Genomic DNA, 17,172 nt, shown 5'->3' with positions numbered 1-17,172 from the left:
GTGGGGCGCTCTATTGCGCGGTCTGACGCAGGGTCGCGTCATCGGGCACATTCGGGGTGAATTCATCTGGCCAGTTATGATGATCCGCCAGCATGACATAGGCCTCACCCGGCAGGCCGGTTTTCACCCGTCTCAGATGTTCGGACAACAGTGCCTGATCAATGCGGATCTTGACCCGAAACATCAGTTTGTCGCGCTCGGACCGTGTTTCGACTTCGCGCGGGGTGAATTGCGCATCATCGGCAACGAACGATACCTTGGCCGGGATCACAACACTTGGCGCGGCATCAAGGATGATGCGTGCTTCGTTGCCGACAAAGGCCAGACCCGCCTGACGGGTCGGCAGGAACACATTCATATAAACATCGGTCAGATCGATCATCGTGATCACCGGACCACCACCGGCCAGAACCTCACCCGGTTCGGCAAGGCGGTATTGCACCCGGCCGTCGCGCGGGGCTTTGAGGACCGAATCATCAATCTGTACTTCAATGCCTTCAAGCTCGGCCGAGGCGGCGGCGACATTCAGCCGCGAACTTGTCAGCCGCGCCTTGGCCGCGGTGAGCGCCGCCTTGGCAATGTCGCGATCTGCACGGCGCTGATCGACTTCCTGTTGGGAAATGTTATTGTTTTTCACAAGCTCTTCGGCGCGCGAAAGCTGCTGCTCGGCCAGGGAAAGCTCGCTTTCGCGCTGCACGATCTGGGCTTCGGCCTCCGCAATGCCCTGTTCGGCGGCTGCGACCTCTGCACGGGCGCGCGCACGGCTTGCCATCAGCTCGGCGGTATCCATGCGCGCCAGGACCTGCCCGCGGGTGACCTGATCACCTTCTTCGACCAGAACTTCTTCGACCCGTCCGGCATATTTGGTCGCAACCCGGACTTCCTCGGCTTCAATCCGCCCGTTGCCCGATGCGATGAATTCAGGGAGTTCGGATTGCTGTGCCTGCCAATAGGCATAACCACCCCCGGCAGCAGCGACGATCACCACAAGCACGATCAACACAGCACGCAAGCTTTTCATTCCATTCTCCGGTATCGGGGCGGACCAAGGCGGGGCATTGGCAGGCCGGGTTGATGATTTCAACGAGTATTGCTCTCCTGCTTTTGCAACGCAACACTCTCTGGAATGATCCTAGGTGATTGTTTTGGTGTAGGCTTTGATGTTGCGCAATCAATTGCGAAACCAACGCACTGTTTCATGCGTTATGGAATGTGATGCCGCATGACCCGCCTCATAGGGCCTATGAAGCCCCCTCATGAATATCGGTCACTTTGACGGCGATTGTTGCTGGCGTTTCGGCTATATTGCGCCGCGGTTTGTGTGTTTCCAAAGGATTGTTTTTTCGGTGCTTCTGTTTCACGTCTTTGTTGGTCTGGCCTGTTTGTATGTGTTGGTGCGCCATGTGCGCCATCTGGCCTGGCCGCGCTGGGCGAAGATTGCTTTTGGGGTGTTGCTGGTCGTTGGCGCGCAACATCACCTTTATGCCCGTTTTGCCTTTGGCAGCATGTTCGTGCCGGAATTCCCGCAACCGGTTGTGGTGGCGGTCAATGTCGCCTTTGGCGTGATCTTCTTCCTGCTGTGGTTCCAGCTGGCCTATGACCTGATCGGCTTGCTGTTGCGCTGGGTGATCCTGCGCCGCAAGGTGCATGGCCCGGTCGTTCTGCGCACCATCATGTCCTTTGCCGCCATCGCACTTGCCTGCTTTGGTGTCGCGCAGTCGATGCGCGTGCCTGACGTCAAGGAAATGGATGTCACCATCCGGGATCTCCCCGACGGGTTTGAAGGCTATCGTCTGGTCCAGCTTACCGATCTTCACATCAGCAAGCTTTATGAACGCCCCTGGGTGGCAGAGGTCGTGGCAAAAACCAATGCGCTTGAGCCCGACCTGATTGTCATCACTGGCGATTTGATCGATGGCGAATTGCCGCTGCGTTATGACGATGTGCAACCGCTGCATGAGCTTAAGGCACCCGATGGCGTCATCACCATTCCGGGCAACCATGAATATTATTTCGGCTATGAAAACTGGATGAGCCACTATGGCGGGCTCAATATGCTGACCCTTGAGAACGACCATATCGTTCTTGAACGCGGGCGCGATCAGCTCACCATTGCCGGGGTCACCGACCTGCGTGCGGACCGCACCAACCGGCCCGAACCCGATGTCGCCAAGGCGCTTGAAGGCCGCCCGGAAAACGCGCCTGTCATCCTGCTCGACCATCAACCAAAAATGGCCCGCGATGCCGCACCACTCGGTGTTGATCTGCAGCTTTCCGGTCATACCCATGGCGGCATGGTGGCGGTTTTTGACAATATCGTCGCACTGGTGAATGGCGGCTTTGTCTCAGGCATGTATGACATCGGCGACATGCAGCTTTACGTCAATAACGGCACCGCCCAATGGCCGGGCTTCGCCATCCGCGTCGGCGTCCCCGCCGAACTCACCGTGATTACGCTCCGCAAGGGCTAAGGGCAAAGCGCTAATCGCAAAGACCCAGCCCAAAAGCCAATATCGCAAAACAAAACGGCGTCCCGAGAAATCAGGACGCCGTTTTTATTTGCGCCGTTTGGGGTAGGGGACGATGATCGAGGCCGGAACGCCCACCGAAATATTAGATACACCCAAAGAAGAACGCACAAGGAACTTCCTCCACGCCGTTCTCGCCCATTAAAATAAAAGACAAATCAATCGGAGGATGCCTTCAATGGCAGATCAACGTACCCTTGATATGGACTATGTCCACAGCCAGTTTCCAGCCCTCGCCAACGGCTGGACCTTCTTTGACAATGCCGGCGGTTCACAAATCCTGTCCAAGGCTTTGGATCGCATCAATGCCTTCCTGATCGAACGCAATGTGCAGATCGGTGGCTCCTACGAAGTCTCGCAAAAGGCCGCTGAGGCCCTTATGGATGCGCGCAAGGCTGCCGCTCACTGGGTCAATGCAAGCCGCCCCGAAGAAATCATCTTTGGGGCCTCCACCACGGTATTGCTGCAAAATCTTGCGCGCGCCATGCGCAGCCAGTTCAAACCGGGTGACGAGATTGTCGTCACCATCGGCGATCACGAAAGCAATATCGGCCCGTGGGTCGCGCTTGAGGAATTCGGCGTAAACATCCGCTTCTGGGAACCGGATGTCAAAACCGGTCGTTTAAGCTTGGATGGCCTCAAGGCCGCGATGAGCGATCGCACCAAGCTGGTCTGTGTAACGCATGTTTCCAACATCATTGGCGAGATCAATCCGATCCGCGAATTCGCCGATTATGCCCACGCCAATGGTGCCAAAATTTGCGTTGATGCGGTGGCCTATGCGCCGCACCGCGCGGTCGATGTGAAGGCGTTTGACGCCGACTATTATGTCTTTAGCCTCTATAAGACCTACGGCCCGCATGGCGCGATGATGTATGGCAAGTATGACCTGCTGCTAGAGCTTGATACGCTGTACCATTATTTCTACGGCAAGGACAAAGTCCCCGGAAAGCTTGAGGCTGGCAACCCCAGCTATGAAATGGCCTATTCGGTTTGCGGCATTGTCGATTACCTGACGGAACTGGGTGAACGGGCAGGGGGGACGGGTGCGGTGCGCGATAAAATCGTCGCCGCCTATGACGCCATCGCCAATCAGGAAAATGCGCTCACCGAACGGTTGCTGAGCTACCTGCGCGCACGCAATGACTGTGTTGTCATCGGGCAGGATACCAACCGCGACGGCACGCGCATTCCCACCATTGCGTTCCGCTTTGATAACCGCAATGCCGAGGAGGTCTGCAAGATCATTGACCGTGAAAAGATCGCCATTCGCTTTGGCGATTTCCATTCCCGGCGTCTGGTCGAATATATGGGCCTGTCTGATAATGCTGGCGTTTTGCGTGTCTCGATGGTGCACTACAACACAGTTGAACAGGTGGACCGTCTGACCGCGGCGTTTGACCGCCTGCTTGATACAGCCGATCAATAAGGGGCAGGGGCCACATCATGCAATTTGACCGCATCATCAAAAACGGCACCATCGTCACCGCCAGCGACACCTATGTTGCGGATCTTGGCATCAAGGATGGCAAGATTGCCGCCATCGCCAATGCCCTTGATGGTGCGGATGATATCGTTGATGCCACCGGGCTTTATGTCATGCCCGGCGGCATCGACAGCCACGTCCATATTGATCAGCCATCCGGTGATGGCATCGTCATGGCCGATAACTTCGAAAGCGGCACGCGATCGGCCGCCATTGGCGGCAATACCTCGATCCTGGCATTCTGCATGCAGGAAAAGGGCGACAGCCTGCGTCATTCGCTTGATGTCTATCACGCCAAGGCCGATGGTAATTGCCACATCGATGTGGCCTTCCATCTGATCGTCACCGACCCGACGCCGTCGGTTCTGGGTCAGGAACTCCCGGCCCTGGTCGAGGATGGCTATACCTCGTTCAAGGTTTTCATGACCTATGAAAACCTGCGTCTGCGCGATGATGAAATCCTCGATACCCTTGATGCCGCGCGCAATACCGGCGCACTGGTGCTGGTTCATTGCGAGAACGAAGACGCCATTCGCTTCCTGATCGGGCAGCACGAGGCCGCCGGCGAATTCTCCGCCAAATCCCACGCCACAACCCGGCCCATCGCGGCCGAACGCGAAGCCACCCATCGCGCACTGTCACTGGCCGAAATCGTCGACACCCCGATTGTCATCGTCCATGTCTCCAACCAGCAGGCGATGGAAGAAATCGAACGTGCGCGCGTGCGCGGGTCCAAGGTCGTCGGCGAAACCTGCCCGCAATATCTCATGCTGACGGCTGATGACCTTGATCAGGACGAACTCGAAGGGGCAAAATTTGTCTGCTCCCCACCGCCGCGCGACAAGGAAAGTCAGGACGCCTGTTGGGATGGTCTGGAACGCGGTGTGTTTGACCTGTTCTCATCCGATCATTGCCCGTTCCGCTTTAACGACCCGGAAGGCAAGCTCAATGAAAAGGGCAAGAAAAGCTTCCGCTGGATCCCCAATGGCATCCCCGGCGTCGCAACCCGCCTGCCAATCCTGTTTTCCGAAGGTGTGCAAAAGGGGCGCATCGACCTCAACCGCTTCGTTGCACTCACGGCCACCAACCACGCCAAACTTTACGGCATGTACCCGCAAAAGGGCACCATCGCCATTGGCTCGGACGCCGACCTGGCCCTTTGGGACCCCAACAAAAACGTCACCATCACCAACGACATCCTGCAACAGGGCTGCGACTACAGCCCCTATGAAGGCTTGGAGGTCAAAGGCTGGCCCGTCCACACTATCGTCCGCGGCAAAACCGTGGTCAAGGACGGCGAAGTTACCGGCCAAAAGGGCGACGGCAAATACTTGGCCCGGCAGAAATCAAATTTGGTGACGTGAAAGCCGGTCTGATCAGATTGGCAAAACCGGCCACTACCACCACCCCTGACCGTCATTCCCGCGCAGGCGGGAATCTCCAACCACACGCATCAAAACCAAAAGGTAGAGCCGCAAATCGGCGCTGCCTTTTGGCGTTTCTTGTCTTCTGCAAAACAAATTTGAGTGCTGTGACCGCGAGGTTTTGGGCTCGGCTAAGCTACGTAGCTTTCAGTTCCTCTCTTTTGGTCCCGAGTTTTAATAAATTGCGCGAATGAACAACTAGACCTCTTACAAGAAATTTGAGTTTCTACTTTAACTAGTTCTTGTATAGGCAGTCCGCCAAATATTATACGTGTTGGTGGGTGTTGAATTAAAGGGGTTGCAGTTGGCTATTGGGTTCTCAATTTTATCTAAGGCTGTCGACGTATATAAATTTGTGACCGATTGCCAGGAAGCGGCTGATACCGAGAGGTTGGCGCTAGGTTTTTTGCCAGAAGCTGCGTACCAACAAGCAGCAGAGCAGGGAAAGCTATTTGTAGCTGTTTCTTCAGGTGGTGCTTACCTTGGCCATTTGATGTTTGGCGGCGTTTTTCCTTACGTAAGGGTTATGCAAACCTATTGCGTCGCGGAATGTCGCCATCTGGGTGTAGGCAAATCCCTAATCAGTACTCTTGTGTCTTGGGCGGAAACCGGAGGGTATCTGAGTATTACCGCCCGGGTGGCATCTGACCTTGTTGCCGCAAACAAGTTTTATGAGAACACAGGTTTCGAAACGGTTCGATCAGAAAGAGGTGGGAAGGTCCGCAACCGCACCATTTTGACGAAAGTTCTGGACCTCGATACTCCCAATTTGTTCGATCTAATGGGAGATCAACGCCAAGCTTCGGTTCCAAGCCTTGGGTTGAAAAGCGCTTTTTCGGGAGCAACGCCTCTTTATGCGATAGACTTGAATGTTCTTTTCGATTTTAGCAAAGGGCGACCTCGCGAGAAGGAGGCAAAGGCAGTTCTTAAAGCTGCTCTAAATCATGAGTTTCAAGCAGCTTTGACTGATGAGTTTCCGAAAGAGCTCTTGCGGACAAGCTATAATCCCGATGACGATACTATGCTGAAGCTATGTGCCCTATTCTCTGAAATTCCAGACGTAAGGGATAAAGACGAGCTAAGGAAACTTAAAGGTCTTCAGAATGACCTTGCCAGATTGGTTTTTCCGGATCGTGCGCGGTCGGCAACTTTAACTAAGCAAGATGTTTCCGACCTTAGGCATTTGTCATTGTGCATTATTCACGCTGCTAATGGTTTCATCACTAGTGAGAAGGCAATTCTGAGAGCGCGAGACCGTCTGCTGGAAAACTATCAGTTGGACGTCTTGAGCGTCAGCGATTTTGCTGAAAGCCCCGACGACGAATTTAATCGGGGACTAGAGTTTCGCTCAGACGAAATCACCAATGTCGAAATCTCTATCGTTGATGCTAAGGCTGTGTCCAAGGCGGAAGTAGAAGGATTCTTTGATATCGTATTGTTAAGTGAAGGTCTTCGATCCGCCTTGCTAAAAGGTTGGACAGGACTGACAGGAGCGCATTGTCAGGCTGTTAAAGAAGGTAATAAGCTTGTCGCAATGATGACTTGGAAAGCTGAGCGGCGCGGGCCATCTGCCACATCAGTGAAATTAGTTGCCAGCGAAACTTCCGGAAATACAAAAGCTGTCGTTGATGGCCTACTTGGAAAACTTTGTGAGAACTTATCTAAGCATGCGCCGGCAATTCTTGAGCTGGAAATACCTGTAGGGCATGCGAAAACACGTGAAGTCGCTCTCTCACTGGGATTTCGCCCCGACGATGAAGATAAAACCTCTAGAACAGTTTTCCATAAAATTTCATACGGCAAGGTCATTACAAGTAATCTCTGGTCTCAGTTCAGGGCCGACTTAATTGCTCTCGCCAAAATAAAGTTGCCTGAGCAGCCACCGAAGTATGAAAGCGCCAGTCAAGTAATTGAGTATCGTGACGCAGAGGATAACCTCAATCAGTTGTCTCTCGCTGAATTTGAGACGCTGTTGTCACCTTTAATTCTTCTTTTGCCGCATCGCGATGGATTGATTGTACCAATCCGAAGATATTATGCGGACGACCTGCTTGGGACTTCTGATCAGCTCTCTTTGTTGGGGGATCACTCCGCTTCGATTCACAGTTCACGCGTTTATTACAGTAGGCCGAATAAAACTATACAGCCCAATAGTGTGATTATTTTTTATGAGTCGTCTGCCGGAAATGGGCGAAGCAGTGCAGTCGCAATTGCAAATGCAACACAGGTGCGAGAGCTGACATCCGCACAGATTGCAGTTGAAACCAACCGATTTGGTGTAGTGCGGCATTCGGAACTTAAGAACATTGGCAAAAGTCCGCGCAAGCTAACTTTGCTTTGTAGCAGTATAGTGAAATTTAACGATATCGTGTCATACAGCAAACTGTGTAAGCTCGGATGCAACAATGGTGCGCGGTTTGTTACCGCAACACGTATTAGTCATAACGAGCTACTTAAAGTGGTTGCTGCAGGGGGATTGAATGGCGCGAACGGATAACATTCTTATCTCAGTCGAAGACCGATATGTTCGCCGAATGCTTCGCGGAGAAAAGAAAGTAGAGTTGCGCCGTAAAGCTCTCAACCTTGTGCCAGGCACGCACGTCTGGATATACAGCAAACTTCCAAAAGGCGAAGTTTGCGCACTTGGTGTAGTGGACCGGGTCGCTGAGGCGAGTCCAGATGGCATCTGGGAAGAATTTTCTGACGTCAGCGGCGTTAGCGAATTTGAATTTAAAGAATATTTTTCTGGCGCGACCAAGGGCTATGCAATTGTGTTCGAGGACGTGTTTCCTCTAGGGAGAGGCCTATCGTTGTCGTCAATTCGCTCCAAGGTGGGAGCTTTCCAACCGCCACAGTTTTTTAAACGATTGAATGCGAGCGGTCCGGAGTTGTCATACTTTCAAACAGCTTTGGCTCCAGAGTACGCTTAACGTCGAAAACCTAACTTATCGCTTCTTTCCCCTCTAAACCCAATTCTCCAGACGCAAGCCCTCCACCCGCTCAAACTCGCGCATGTTGTTTGTGACAAGGATCAGTCCATGACTGCGTGCGTGCCCTGCGATCATCATGTCATAGGGGCCGATGACGGTGCCTTTGGCTTCAAGGGAACTTCGGATTTCGCCGTAATGGCCTGCCGCATTGGTGTCGAAATCAAGCACGGTCAGGCGGGCGGCGAATTCCTCGATGGTGCGCAGGTTGCTTTCCGGTTTGGCGGATTTCATCGCGCCATAAATCAGTTCGGCCATGGTGACCGATGAAATTGCCAAAGCCCCGCTATGGGTGGTGAATTTCTCCCGGCAGGACGGTGGGCGGTTCTTGATCACATAGATGCAGATATTGGTGTCCAGCATAAAGCGCAGCATTACAGCGCTTCCCGTTCCTGCATGGCGGGCTGATTGCGGTCTTCCATGAAGTCATCACTGACGGTGTGACTGTCAAAGAACGTTTCCCACAAGTGATCGGTCGGCACAATTACCCGGGTCACCCCGACCGAAATCACCTCAACCGTTTTCGTGCCTTCGGGAAAGGCAGCATCCTTGGGCAGGCGAACAGCCTGCGTTTTGTTGTTTAGAAATACGGACGCCTGGGTCATGGATGCCTCCATAAGCGGTAAGCTTCCAGGCATTGTGCACTTTGAATATGTATATGTCAAATGTATATACATGCACTTATTTGTAGAGAATCTTACCAAGGTGCGTTTTTGAGTTGAAGTGGCCCGACATCCGAAATTAAAGTGCAATCATTGTGGGTGTTTCACTCATAGCGTGTTGTGCTGGAGCATTAAATGAAGTCTGTAATCTACGCCGTGCTCACGACTTTTCGTGGCCTTGTTTTCTTCCTCTGCAAATTGCTGTCGTTTCTGTTCATTCTCGGAGCAATTTTTGGTGGTGTTATGGGCGGGATATCCGATAGGCCGTTCCCTTGGGCACCATTCCTGTTGTCGATTGCCTTTGCGGTATTCTTCCAGTCCATCCTGATCTTCTACAACAGGATTGTTATATGGGCTTCAAACGGCACAGTTATTGTTTCTGAGTAATAGTTTGACGTTATTGGTAAGTAATATGGATGGGGACCGGATGATCGTCCGGTCCCTGCGAGTCAAGCGAAGCAGGCCGTCCGGGTGCTAAACTGCGCGATTAAGAAGACGAACCGACAACCAGATCAAACACCACCAACCCGGCCACGCCACCCTCAAGCAGCCCAACCAACTGCCCACCCAAGGCTTTGTGCTCAGGATGTTCCAGATAGGCATCACGTGCCGGGGCATCGTCAAAATAAATTGAAAATCCGTGGCGGAAGCCTTGTTCCAGGCCCTCCGGGCTGACCGAAACGCCGCCATCAAAGTCGCGCATACCGGGGATGTGGTTTTGAAGGTCTGCTAGCTTGGCAAACAGGCTGTCGATTTCGGCCGTTGTGACCTCGGCCTTGAATTTGGTCAGAACGATGTGACGGATCATGGTTTTCCCAAACTTACATCACCAGCGCATCAATGCTGGTATCAAGGGCGCGGGCAAGTTTGCGAAAGGCATCAAGCGAGCCTTTCTTCTTGCCGCTTTCGATTTCGGAAATATATCCCGGCGCAACGCCGGATTTTTCCGAAAGCGCACGCTGGGTCATGCCGCGATAATCGCGCCATACCGTGAGTGGATGATCGATTTCCATGAAAATGCGCCGCGCATATTCGGCGGGCAGGCTATGGTCGCTGCGCGCATCCTTGGCGGCGATGATATCGCGCAAATCCTCGATCATGTCTTCAAGCGCCTGATACTGTTCAACAGGCACGAATTTGGTTGATGTTGACTCAGTCATAAGCTTCTTTCCGATGGCGCACGCGTTGAACAACCATGATTGTGACCTGGCCGTTCTCGATACTGAAAATCACCCGATAGTTTCCGACCCGAAGCCGGAAATATTCAGAACCCTGCAAGCGCTTGACATTGTTGCGCAAGGATTCCGGGGCCTTGGCATAGGCTTCAATCTTGACGTCGATCTGGCGACGAACCTTTACGGGCAGGGATCGTATATCCCGGATCGCCTTTGGTTCGTAGCGGACCTGCACGTGCATTCTCCTGTTGCTCGAGTAAATGTTCTCATAATGAGAACGTTGGAGCAAGAAAAGAATTCTCGTTATGAGAACATGGGGTGAGGGCACGTCATTCCGGGCAAGCGCAGCGACGACCCGGAATCCAGCTGTTGTTATGGCGCTTATGGATCCCCGCCTACGCGGGGATGACGGTTGGCGTTAATGGCTTGCTCAGTCTTAAGCCAAAAGTTTGGCAAGATACTCCACCGGATGCAGCGGCTTGACCCCTTCATAGCGGCCCACCTGACAGCGGCAGGAATAGCCGGTCACCAGCATGTTTTGTGGGCCCGTGGCATCCACCTTCTTTTTCCAACTCAGGTCATAGAGCTCACGGGAGGTTTCCTGGTGGCGGGTTTCGTGGCCGTAGACGCCAGCCATGCCGCAGCAGCCGGTTTTTTTCGTCGTGAGCTTGAGCCCGAACGCGTCAAAGATTTTCTGCCATTTCACGCCGACATCCGGCAGGGACGTCTTTTCCGTGCAATGGGGGAACAGGCTTGCCGGGGCATCGGTCGTGCCCATGTTAACGCCGTTATCAATTTTCGGCGGGGTGAGGCGGCCGTGCTCGATCTCGGCCGCCAGCCATTCATGGAACAGATGTACGCGATAATCCGGGCGATTGCTTAGTCGCTGGGCGTATTCCTGCCGGTAGGTCAGGGTCACGCTGGCCTCAATCCCGATCATGGACACACCGGATTTGGCGATTTTGCCCAGCACAATGTCATTTTGCTTCGCCTGATAATCAAAGCGTTTGAGGAACCCCTTCACATGCATCGCCTTGCCATTCGGGCGGTAGGGCGGCACGAAAACGCGGTAACCAAGGCGCTGCAAAAGATCGACATGGGCGAGCATCACGTTGGTGTCGTAATGCGTGGTAAAGCAATCCTGCACAAGGATCACCGACTTGGTCTTTTCATCCGCCGAAAGCGCATCCAGCTCCGACTGCTTGAACTTGCCGATGCCGCGTTGACGCAGGCCGGATTTAAGGCTCTGGCGATGCAGTTTTGGCAAATCGGTAAGCCCGATGAAGCGTCTGAAAATCCAGGGCATCGGCGGGATGGATTGTAGCGCGTTAAACAGGCCCGGTGCGGTTGCCAGAAGCGGCGCCATGCTTTCAAGCGCGGCAATCACATGGTCCTTGATCGGGCGTTTGTAGCGCGTGTGATAGGCCTGAAGAAACCGGGATTTCATTTCCGGGATATCGACCTTGACCGGGCATTGCCCAGCACACGCCTTGCACGACAGGCAACCGGCCATCGCCTCATAGACGTCATGGGAAAAATCCCGGCCATTGATGACAGCCAGATCCTTGTTCATCGGATCGGTGCCGACGGAAAGCTGGCGGATCCATTCGCGGATCATCCCGGCCCGGCCCTTGGGCGAATGCACACGTGATCGTGTGACCTTATAGGACGGGCACATGGCATCCATCAGATCCCAGTTAAAGCACGCCCCGTTGCCGTTGCACCGCGTCGCGTTCAGGTATTCACCCCGCAAAGCATCCTCGATCTGGCGGTCAAACTGGCCGCGCATGGGCGCCTCGTCAATCGCCGTGATCGGCGTGTTTTTGGAATAGGGCGATGCGATCTTGCCGGGGTTAAGTTGCCCTTCGGGATCGAACGCCTCCTTGATGCGGCGCAGAACGTCATAAAGCTCCGGCCCGAAATAGACCGGGCTATATTCGCCCCGGAACCCCTTGCCATGCTCGCCCCAGATCAGGCCGTTATAGCGTTTGGTGAGGTCCGCCACCGCGTCGGAAACACGGCGGATGCGGGCCTCGTCCTCTTCATCCATCATGTCAAGCAGCGGGCGGACGTGCAGGCAGCCGACATCGACATGGCCAAACATGCCGTAATCAAGCCCCTCGGCGTCCAGCAGTGCGCGGAATTCGGCAATGAAATCGGCCAGGTTTTCCGGCGGCACGGCGGTATCTTCGACAAACGGGGTGGCGCGGCGTTTGCCCTCAAGGTTACCCAGCAAGCCCACCGATTTCGCGCGGATCGACCAGATGGCGGCAATCTGCCCCGGGTCGGTCGCCTGCACAAAGCCGATGGGGGCAAAGTCTTCAGTCGGGTTGGCCTCAAGGTAGGATTTGAGTTCCGCCTGCTTGGCCGCGACTTCGGCCTCGCTCTCGCCAACGAACTCGACGACGTTAAAGCCGCGTGTCGGCGTGTTGCTGTTTTCCGTGCCGAGAAGCTTTCCCAGCATGTGCCAGCTTTCATCCTGCCGGGCCAGTTTCATGACCTTGTCATCGATGCTTTCAATCGCGACCGGATCGAACTGCACCAGCGTTTTGACGTGACGAAGGGCACTGTCAAAGCTGTCATAACGCACCACCGTGACCGCCTTGTGCTTGGGCAGCGGAATGACGCGGAAGGTTATTTCCTTGACCATGCCAAGGCTGCCCTCGGCCCCGGCAATCAGGAAGGACAGGTTCATGTCCCCGGTATCGCCGACCGCTTCCTTAAGGTTATAGCCGGTCAGTCCCCGGTTCATTTCCGGGAAGGTCGATTTGATCTGATCGCGACGGGGGGCGATTTCGTCATGGACCTTTTTATAAAGCTGCCCCACACGATCCGCGCGGGTCATGGTGTCTTGGGCCTCCGTCGCGGTCATCGCGCGGGTGTTAAAATCCGTGCCATCGATCAGGACTGTCGTCATGTCATGGATGTAATGGCTGGTCTTGCCATAAATCCGCGATCCTTTGCCGGAGCTATCCGATCCGATCATGCCACCCACCGTGGCGCGGCTTGCAGTCGACACAGCCGGCGGGAAGAAATAGCCATGCGGCTTTAGCCAAGCATTCAACTGATCCAACACCACACCCGGCTCGACATGCACAAGCCCGCGCTCGGCATCAAAGCCCAGGATATTGTTGAGGTGTTTGGAGGTATCAATAATGATGGTGTTGTTAAGCGACTGGCCATTGGTGCCGGTCCCGCCACCCCGCGGGGTGATTTTGACCTCGGAAAATTTCTCCCGCCCCGCCAGTTCCATCACCACATTGATGTCATCACGGGTTTTGGGCTGCAGGACGGCGGTTGGCATCACCTGATAAACGCTGTTGTCGGTGGCATGGATCAGGCGGGTCGGGAAATCGGCATGGATTTCACCGCTAAACTTGCCCTCGGCCTCCAGCGTTTTGAGAAACCCCAGCGTCAAACTGTCCAGCGACCGATCCGGGGTCAGGGCCGGCAATTTCGTGATCACGCTCTTGTTCGACGCATTCGTAACCGGGGTGGTTGCCGGGGCAGGGACAGACATCAGGCTCTCTCAATACTCGTATGATAATATCATATGCCTTTTGGGCGGGGTCTTCGGTGCGGGCCGGACCCCGAAATGGCATGCCGCCCATTTGACCTGATCGCGATTGAATAGACAAATCGAAAATTCCGAAAGATTATTCAAAATAAGTGAATAATAGAAGCACCGGGCAGGGTGCTCTGGGCAGCCGGTCAAAAAGTCGCCTGATGGGTGGTTTTTATTCCTCATACAAATTGTTTTGGCTGGAAATTCCGGACGCAAATTTTGCGGCGGGCAGGGGGTGCAGTTTGCCGCAAAACGGAGATCCGCTTGAGCCCGTTTTCGGGCGTCAAATCTCAGTTCGTCACTGCCGGTCTTTGCCTGCAATTCTTGCATCAGGCACGGTATCCAGGTGGTGGGTGCTTTGGGCTTGCTTCTTTCCGGGGAACGGGGAGCGCAATCTGGGGCGTCGGTCGGGGTAATCGGCTTGGGCGTCGCGCTTCAGTATGCGTGAGGTGGATTACTGGGGGCGGGCTGTTCGGGTGCCGAAGTTCGGCATTTTGTGGCGTCGACGGGTTACAATGCCCAGAATAGGGCGGGTTTCGGCGTTTTGCTGTGCCCGAGAAAAGTCGGGAATGTGCGGGATTTGCTGTGTGCCGCACATTCCCTGTGCCTGAGCCTGTCGGGTGGTGGCAAGTCAGGCAGGTGTTTGCTCGTGCCCTTTAAACTGGGCGTTTTGTCGCTGTGCGCGCCGCGTTTACGCGGTTTTGCGGTGGTTGGCGGCGTCTTCGGCCTTGATTGCTTCGTCATGCATCAGCGACAGGATGGTGCGCTTATACTCCATGAATTCCGGGCTGGTCAGGGCATCGATGTGGCGGGGGCGCGGTATGCTGATATCAAGCGATTGCTTGATCAGGCCGGGGCGGGCGGACATGACATGGACTTCGTCGCCGAGGAAGATGGCCTCGTCAATGTCATGGGTGATGAACAGCACCGTCTTGCGCCGGCTCTGCCAGACGTCAAGCAGGAGTTCCTGCATCATCTGACGGGTCTGGCTGTCAAGCGCGCCAAACGGTTCATCCATCAACAGAATGCGCGGATCATTGGCAAGTGCCCGGGCGAGCGCCACGCGCTGGCGCATGCCGCCTGAAAGTTCCTTGGGGTAGGATTTCTCAAACCCGTCAAGGTGAACGGCCTTGATCAGATCATCGGCGATGTCTTCGCACTCCGATTTCGAAAGACCTTTGAGTTTCGGACCGAACATGACGTTTTCACGCACGGTCAGCCAAGGAAACAGCGTGTAGCTTTGAAACACCATGCCGCGATCGGCCGACGGGCCATTGATCGGCTCGCCATCGAGTTCAAGGCGACCCGATGTCGGGGTTTCAAGTCCGGCAACAAGGCGGAGCAGGGTGGATTTGCCACAGCCCGACGGGCCGACAATGACGGAAAAGGTATCGTTGGCAACATCAAGCGAGACGTCATCAAGGGCCAGAACCGCTGGTTTGCCCTTGGGTTCGAACCGTACCGTGATGTCACGAAGTGAAAGCATGCTCATGACTGTATCGCCCCTTAAAAATCGGCAGACCAGGGCAGCAAGCGCCGGCGTGCCCATTTAAAGAAGAAGTCGGTGATCAGGCCCAGAATGCCGATGGTAAAGACACCGAGCAAAATCACATCGGTAAACAGCCCGCGCATGGCATTGAGGATCATATAGCCAAGGCCGGTATCGGCCGCGACCAGTTCGGCCACCACAAGATAGGTCCAGGCCCAGCCCATGGTCACCCGCAGGTTATCCATCACACCGGGCATGCAGGCCGGCACCAGCACACGCGTCACGACACGGCGGCGATCCGCGCCCAGAGTATAGGCGCAATCAATCAGATCCTTGGAAATCCGGGCCGAAACATCGGAAATCAGGATGAGCTGTTGGAAAAAGGTACCAAGGAAAATCACCATGATCTTCTGTTCGATCCCGATGCCGATCCACAGGATCAGAAGCGGGATCAGAGCGGAAACCGGGATGTAGCGCATGAAGCCCGTAATCGGCTCAATCAGCGCCTGAACAGCGCGGAAGCTGCCCATCAGGATGCCGATCGGAACGGCAAAAACGGAGGCGAGGATAAAGCCCGACAGGATGACAACAAGGCTTGCCCACATATGTTCAAACAGCGACATATTGGCAATGCGCTTGATGCCGGCTTCCACCACCTCATGCGGGGCGGCAAGGAAGTCCTTGGGCGTGATCCCGCCATAGGTGAGCAAGCACCACAGGGCCAGGACAACAACAACCGAAATCAGTGAAAGGGTGACATAGGTCGACCTTTCGATATCGGTCTTGGGTGAAAAAAGCGATCTGGTCCACATGATGCTTGCTCTTTAAGTCTTTGTATTATGCGTTGCGTTACTTGACGATGTCGGACGCCAGCATGCTTGCCGGATCGAGATCAAGCGAGAACAGACCGCCTTCCTTGCCAAGGGTCATGGCGTTTTCGATGGTGCCAACAATGCCGTCTTCGTTGGCCGGATCCATGAAGGACTTGTTCATGGCTGCATCATAAAACGCGATGCCCGCACGGGTTTCGGCAAAGACCGCCGGATCTTCAAGCCAGCCGCCAACACCCTTTGCCATGATGGCATCGGCTGCTTCTTCGTTGGCCTGCTGCCAGGCAATCGCCTTGGCCCATGCACGATACAGTGCTTCCATTTCAGGACGACGGGATTCAAGGGTTTCCTCGGTCGTGACCGCGATGTCGGTGATCAGGCCCGGTGCCTTGGAGCTGTCGATCAGAAGATGACCATGTTCGGTGTCCTTGCCGCGCGTCAGCCACGGCTCCCAGGTTACAGCGGCATCAACGCGCTTGGCGACAAAGGCCGCACCGGCGTCACCGGCCGACATGTTCATGGAATTGACGTCATCAAGGCTCATGCCTGCTTCCTTGAGAAGGACACTCAGGAAGAACTGCGAAACAGACCCCTCGGTATAGGCAACGTTTTTGCCCTTGAGATCTGCCATGCTGGTGATATCGGCATTGGCAACAATGCCGTCGCCGCCGCGTGAATCATCAAGCGCAAACAGATAGGTCAGCGGATGGTCTTCGGTGTAGAAGCCCAGCACCGTATCAATCGTGGTCACGGCAACATCAATCCGGCCAGCCGCGAGGGCCGGCATGCGGGTTTTGACATCTTCCATCACGACAAGATCAACATCAAGGCCTTCTTCTTCAAAGAAGCCTTCTTCTTGCGCGATATAAAGCGGGCCATAGCCGACCCAGGTTGAATGGGCGATGGTGAGTTCCTCGGCCGAGGCGGCCGTGGAAAGAGAGAAGGCGGTTGCCAGTGCCGCACCCGACAGGCAGATTTTGGAAAGTACGCTTTTCATCAATAGTGTCTCCGGTGTGAGATGCTCTC

16 protein-coding genes are annotated in these 17,172 nt (G+C 54.7%); 6 read left to right on the top strand and 10 right to left on the bottom strand.

Features of this window, described 5'->3' with window-relative positions; all coding sequences use genetic code 11:
* Positions 1-10 precede the first annotated feature (10 nt).
* Positions 11-1,021, bottom strand: coding sequence for an HlyD family secretion protein (locus tag ACXAIA_RS16975; protein ID WP_475350372.1), 1,011 nt, complete (start codon positions 1,019-1,021; stop codon positions 11-13).
* A gap of 325 nt (positions 1,022-1,346) precedes the next feature.
* Between ACXAIA_RS16975 and ACXAIA_RS16970 the strand changes: the two genes are divergently transcribed.
* The 5 genes from ACXAIA_RS16970 to ACXAIA_RS16950 all read left to right on the top strand — a co-directional run bounded on the left by ACXAIA_RS16970 (position 1,347) and on the right by ACXAIA_RS16950 (position 8,368).
* Positions 1,347-2,471, top strand: coding sequence for a metallophosphoesterase (locus ACXAIA_RS16970; protein ID WP_475350371.1), 1,125 nt, complete (start codon positions 1,347-1,349; stop codon positions 2,469-2,471).
* 235 nt (positions 2,472-2,706) lie between these two features.
* A complete protein-coding gene (locus ACXAIA_RS16965; protein ID WP_475350370.1) occupies positions 2,707-3,957 on the top strand; it encodes a cysteine desulfurase-like protein in 1,251 nt (416 codons plus the stop codon).
* Between the two features lie 17 nt (positions 3,958-3,974).
* Positions 3,975-5,378, top strand: coding sequence for a dihydropyrimidinase (hydA, locus tag ACXAIA_RS16960; RefSeq protein WP_475350369.1), 1,404 nt, complete (start codon positions 3,975-3,977; stop codon positions 5,376-5,378).
* 364 nt (positions 5,379-5,742) lie between these two features.
* Positions 5,743-7,935: a GNAT family N-acetyltransferase gene (locus tag ACXAIA_RS16955; RefSeq protein WP_475350368.1), complete on the top strand. Its 2,193-nt coding sequence runs from the start codon at positions 5,743-5,745 to the stop codon at positions 7,933-7,935.
* Entirely contained in the window at positions 7,919-8,368 is a 450-nt protein-coding gene (locus ACXAIA_RS16950) for an ASCH domain-containing protein (RefSeq protein ID WP_475350367.1), read from the top strand. Before ACXAIA_RS16955 ends, ACXAIA_RS16950 begins: the two co-directional genes overlap by 17 nt.
* Positions 8,369-8,401: 33 nt before the next feature.
* Here the strand turns inward: ACXAIA_RS16950 and vapC are convergent, their stop codons facing one another.
* Both vapC and vapB read right to left on the bottom strand, forming a co-directional pair.
* Positions 8,402-8,800, bottom strand: a complete 399-nt coding sequence (gene vapC / locus ACXAIA_RS16945; protein WP_475350366.1) for a type II toxin-antitoxin system tRNA(fMet)-specific endonuclease VapC — start codon at positions 8,798-8,800, stop codon at positions 8,402-8,404.
* A complete protein-coding gene (gene vapB / locus ACXAIA_RS16940) occupies positions 8,800-9,030 on the bottom strand; it encodes a type II toxin-antitoxin system VapB family antitoxin (RefSeq protein ID WP_475350365.1) in 231 nt (76 codons plus the stop codon). Before vapB ends, vapC begins: the two co-directional genes overlap by 1 nt.
* Before the next feature lie 192 nt (positions 9,031-9,222).
* Between vapB and ACXAIA_RS16935 the strand changes: the two genes are divergently transcribed.
* On the top strand, positions 9,223-9,474 hold the full coding sequence (locus ACXAIA_RS16935) for a hypothetical protein (RefSeq protein ID WP_064790368.1): 252 nt from the start codon (positions 9,223-9,225) through the stop codon (positions 9,472-9,474).
* A 100-nt stretch (positions 9,475-9,574) separates the two neighbouring features.
* Here ACXAIA_RS16935 and ACXAIA_RS16930 read toward each other — a convergent pair whose 3' ends face one another.
* The 7 genes from ACXAIA_RS16930 to ACXAIA_RS16900 form a co-directional block, all read right to left on the bottom strand.
* Positions 9,575-9,895, bottom strand: coding sequence for a Dabb family protein (locus ACXAIA_RS16930; protein ID WP_475350364.1), 321 nt, complete (start codon positions 9,893-9,895; stop codon positions 9,575-9,577).
* A 13-nt stretch (positions 9,896-9,908) separates the two neighbouring features.
* Positions 9,909-10,247: a helix-turn-helix domain-containing protein gene (locus tag ACXAIA_RS16925; protein ID WP_475350363.1), complete on the bottom strand. Its 339-nt coding sequence runs from the start codon at positions 10,245-10,247 to the stop codon at positions 9,909-9,911.
* Positions 10,240-10,497: a type II toxin-antitoxin system RelE family toxin gene (locus ACXAIA_RS16920; RefSeq protein WP_475350362.1), complete on the bottom strand. Its 258-nt coding sequence runs from the start codon at positions 10,495-10,497 to the stop codon at positions 10,240-10,242. The genes ACXAIA_RS16925 and ACXAIA_RS16920 overlap by 8 nt, the downstream gene beginning before the upstream one ends.
* 201 nt (positions 10,498-10,698) lie before the next feature.
* The gene (locus tag ACXAIA_RS16915; RefSeq protein ID WP_475350361.1) at positions 10,699-13,782 is read right to left on the bottom strand and encodes an FAD-binding and (Fe-S)-binding domain-containing protein; all 3,084 of its coding nucleotides are present in this window, start codon (positions 13,780-13,782) and stop codon (positions 10,699-10,701) included.
* A 736-nt stretch (positions 13,783-14,518) separates the two neighbouring features.
* Complete coding sequence (locus tag ACXAIA_RS16910; protein ID WP_475350360.1) at positions 14,519-15,319, bottom strand: ABC transporter ATP-binding protein; 801 nt, start codon at positions 15,317-15,319, stop codon at positions 14,519-14,521.
* A 14-nt stretch (positions 15,320-15,333) separates the two neighbouring features.
* A complete protein-coding gene (locus tag ACXAIA_RS16905) occupies positions 15,334-16,128 on the bottom strand; it encodes an ABC transporter permease (RefSeq protein WP_475350359.1) in 795 nt (264 codons plus the stop codon).
* Between the two features lie 37 nt (positions 16,129-16,165).
* Positions 16,166-17,143: an ABC transporter substrate-binding protein gene (locus ACXAIA_RS16900; RefSeq protein ID WP_475350358.1), complete on the bottom strand. Its 978-nt coding sequence runs from the start codon at positions 17,141-17,143 to the stop codon at positions 16,166-16,168.
* Positions 17,144-17,172: the final 29 nt, after the last annotated feature.

The organism is Thalassospira sp. ABL2_045, from assembly GCF_056161285.1.
This window is presented reverse-complemented; position numbering and strand designations above follow the sequence as displayed.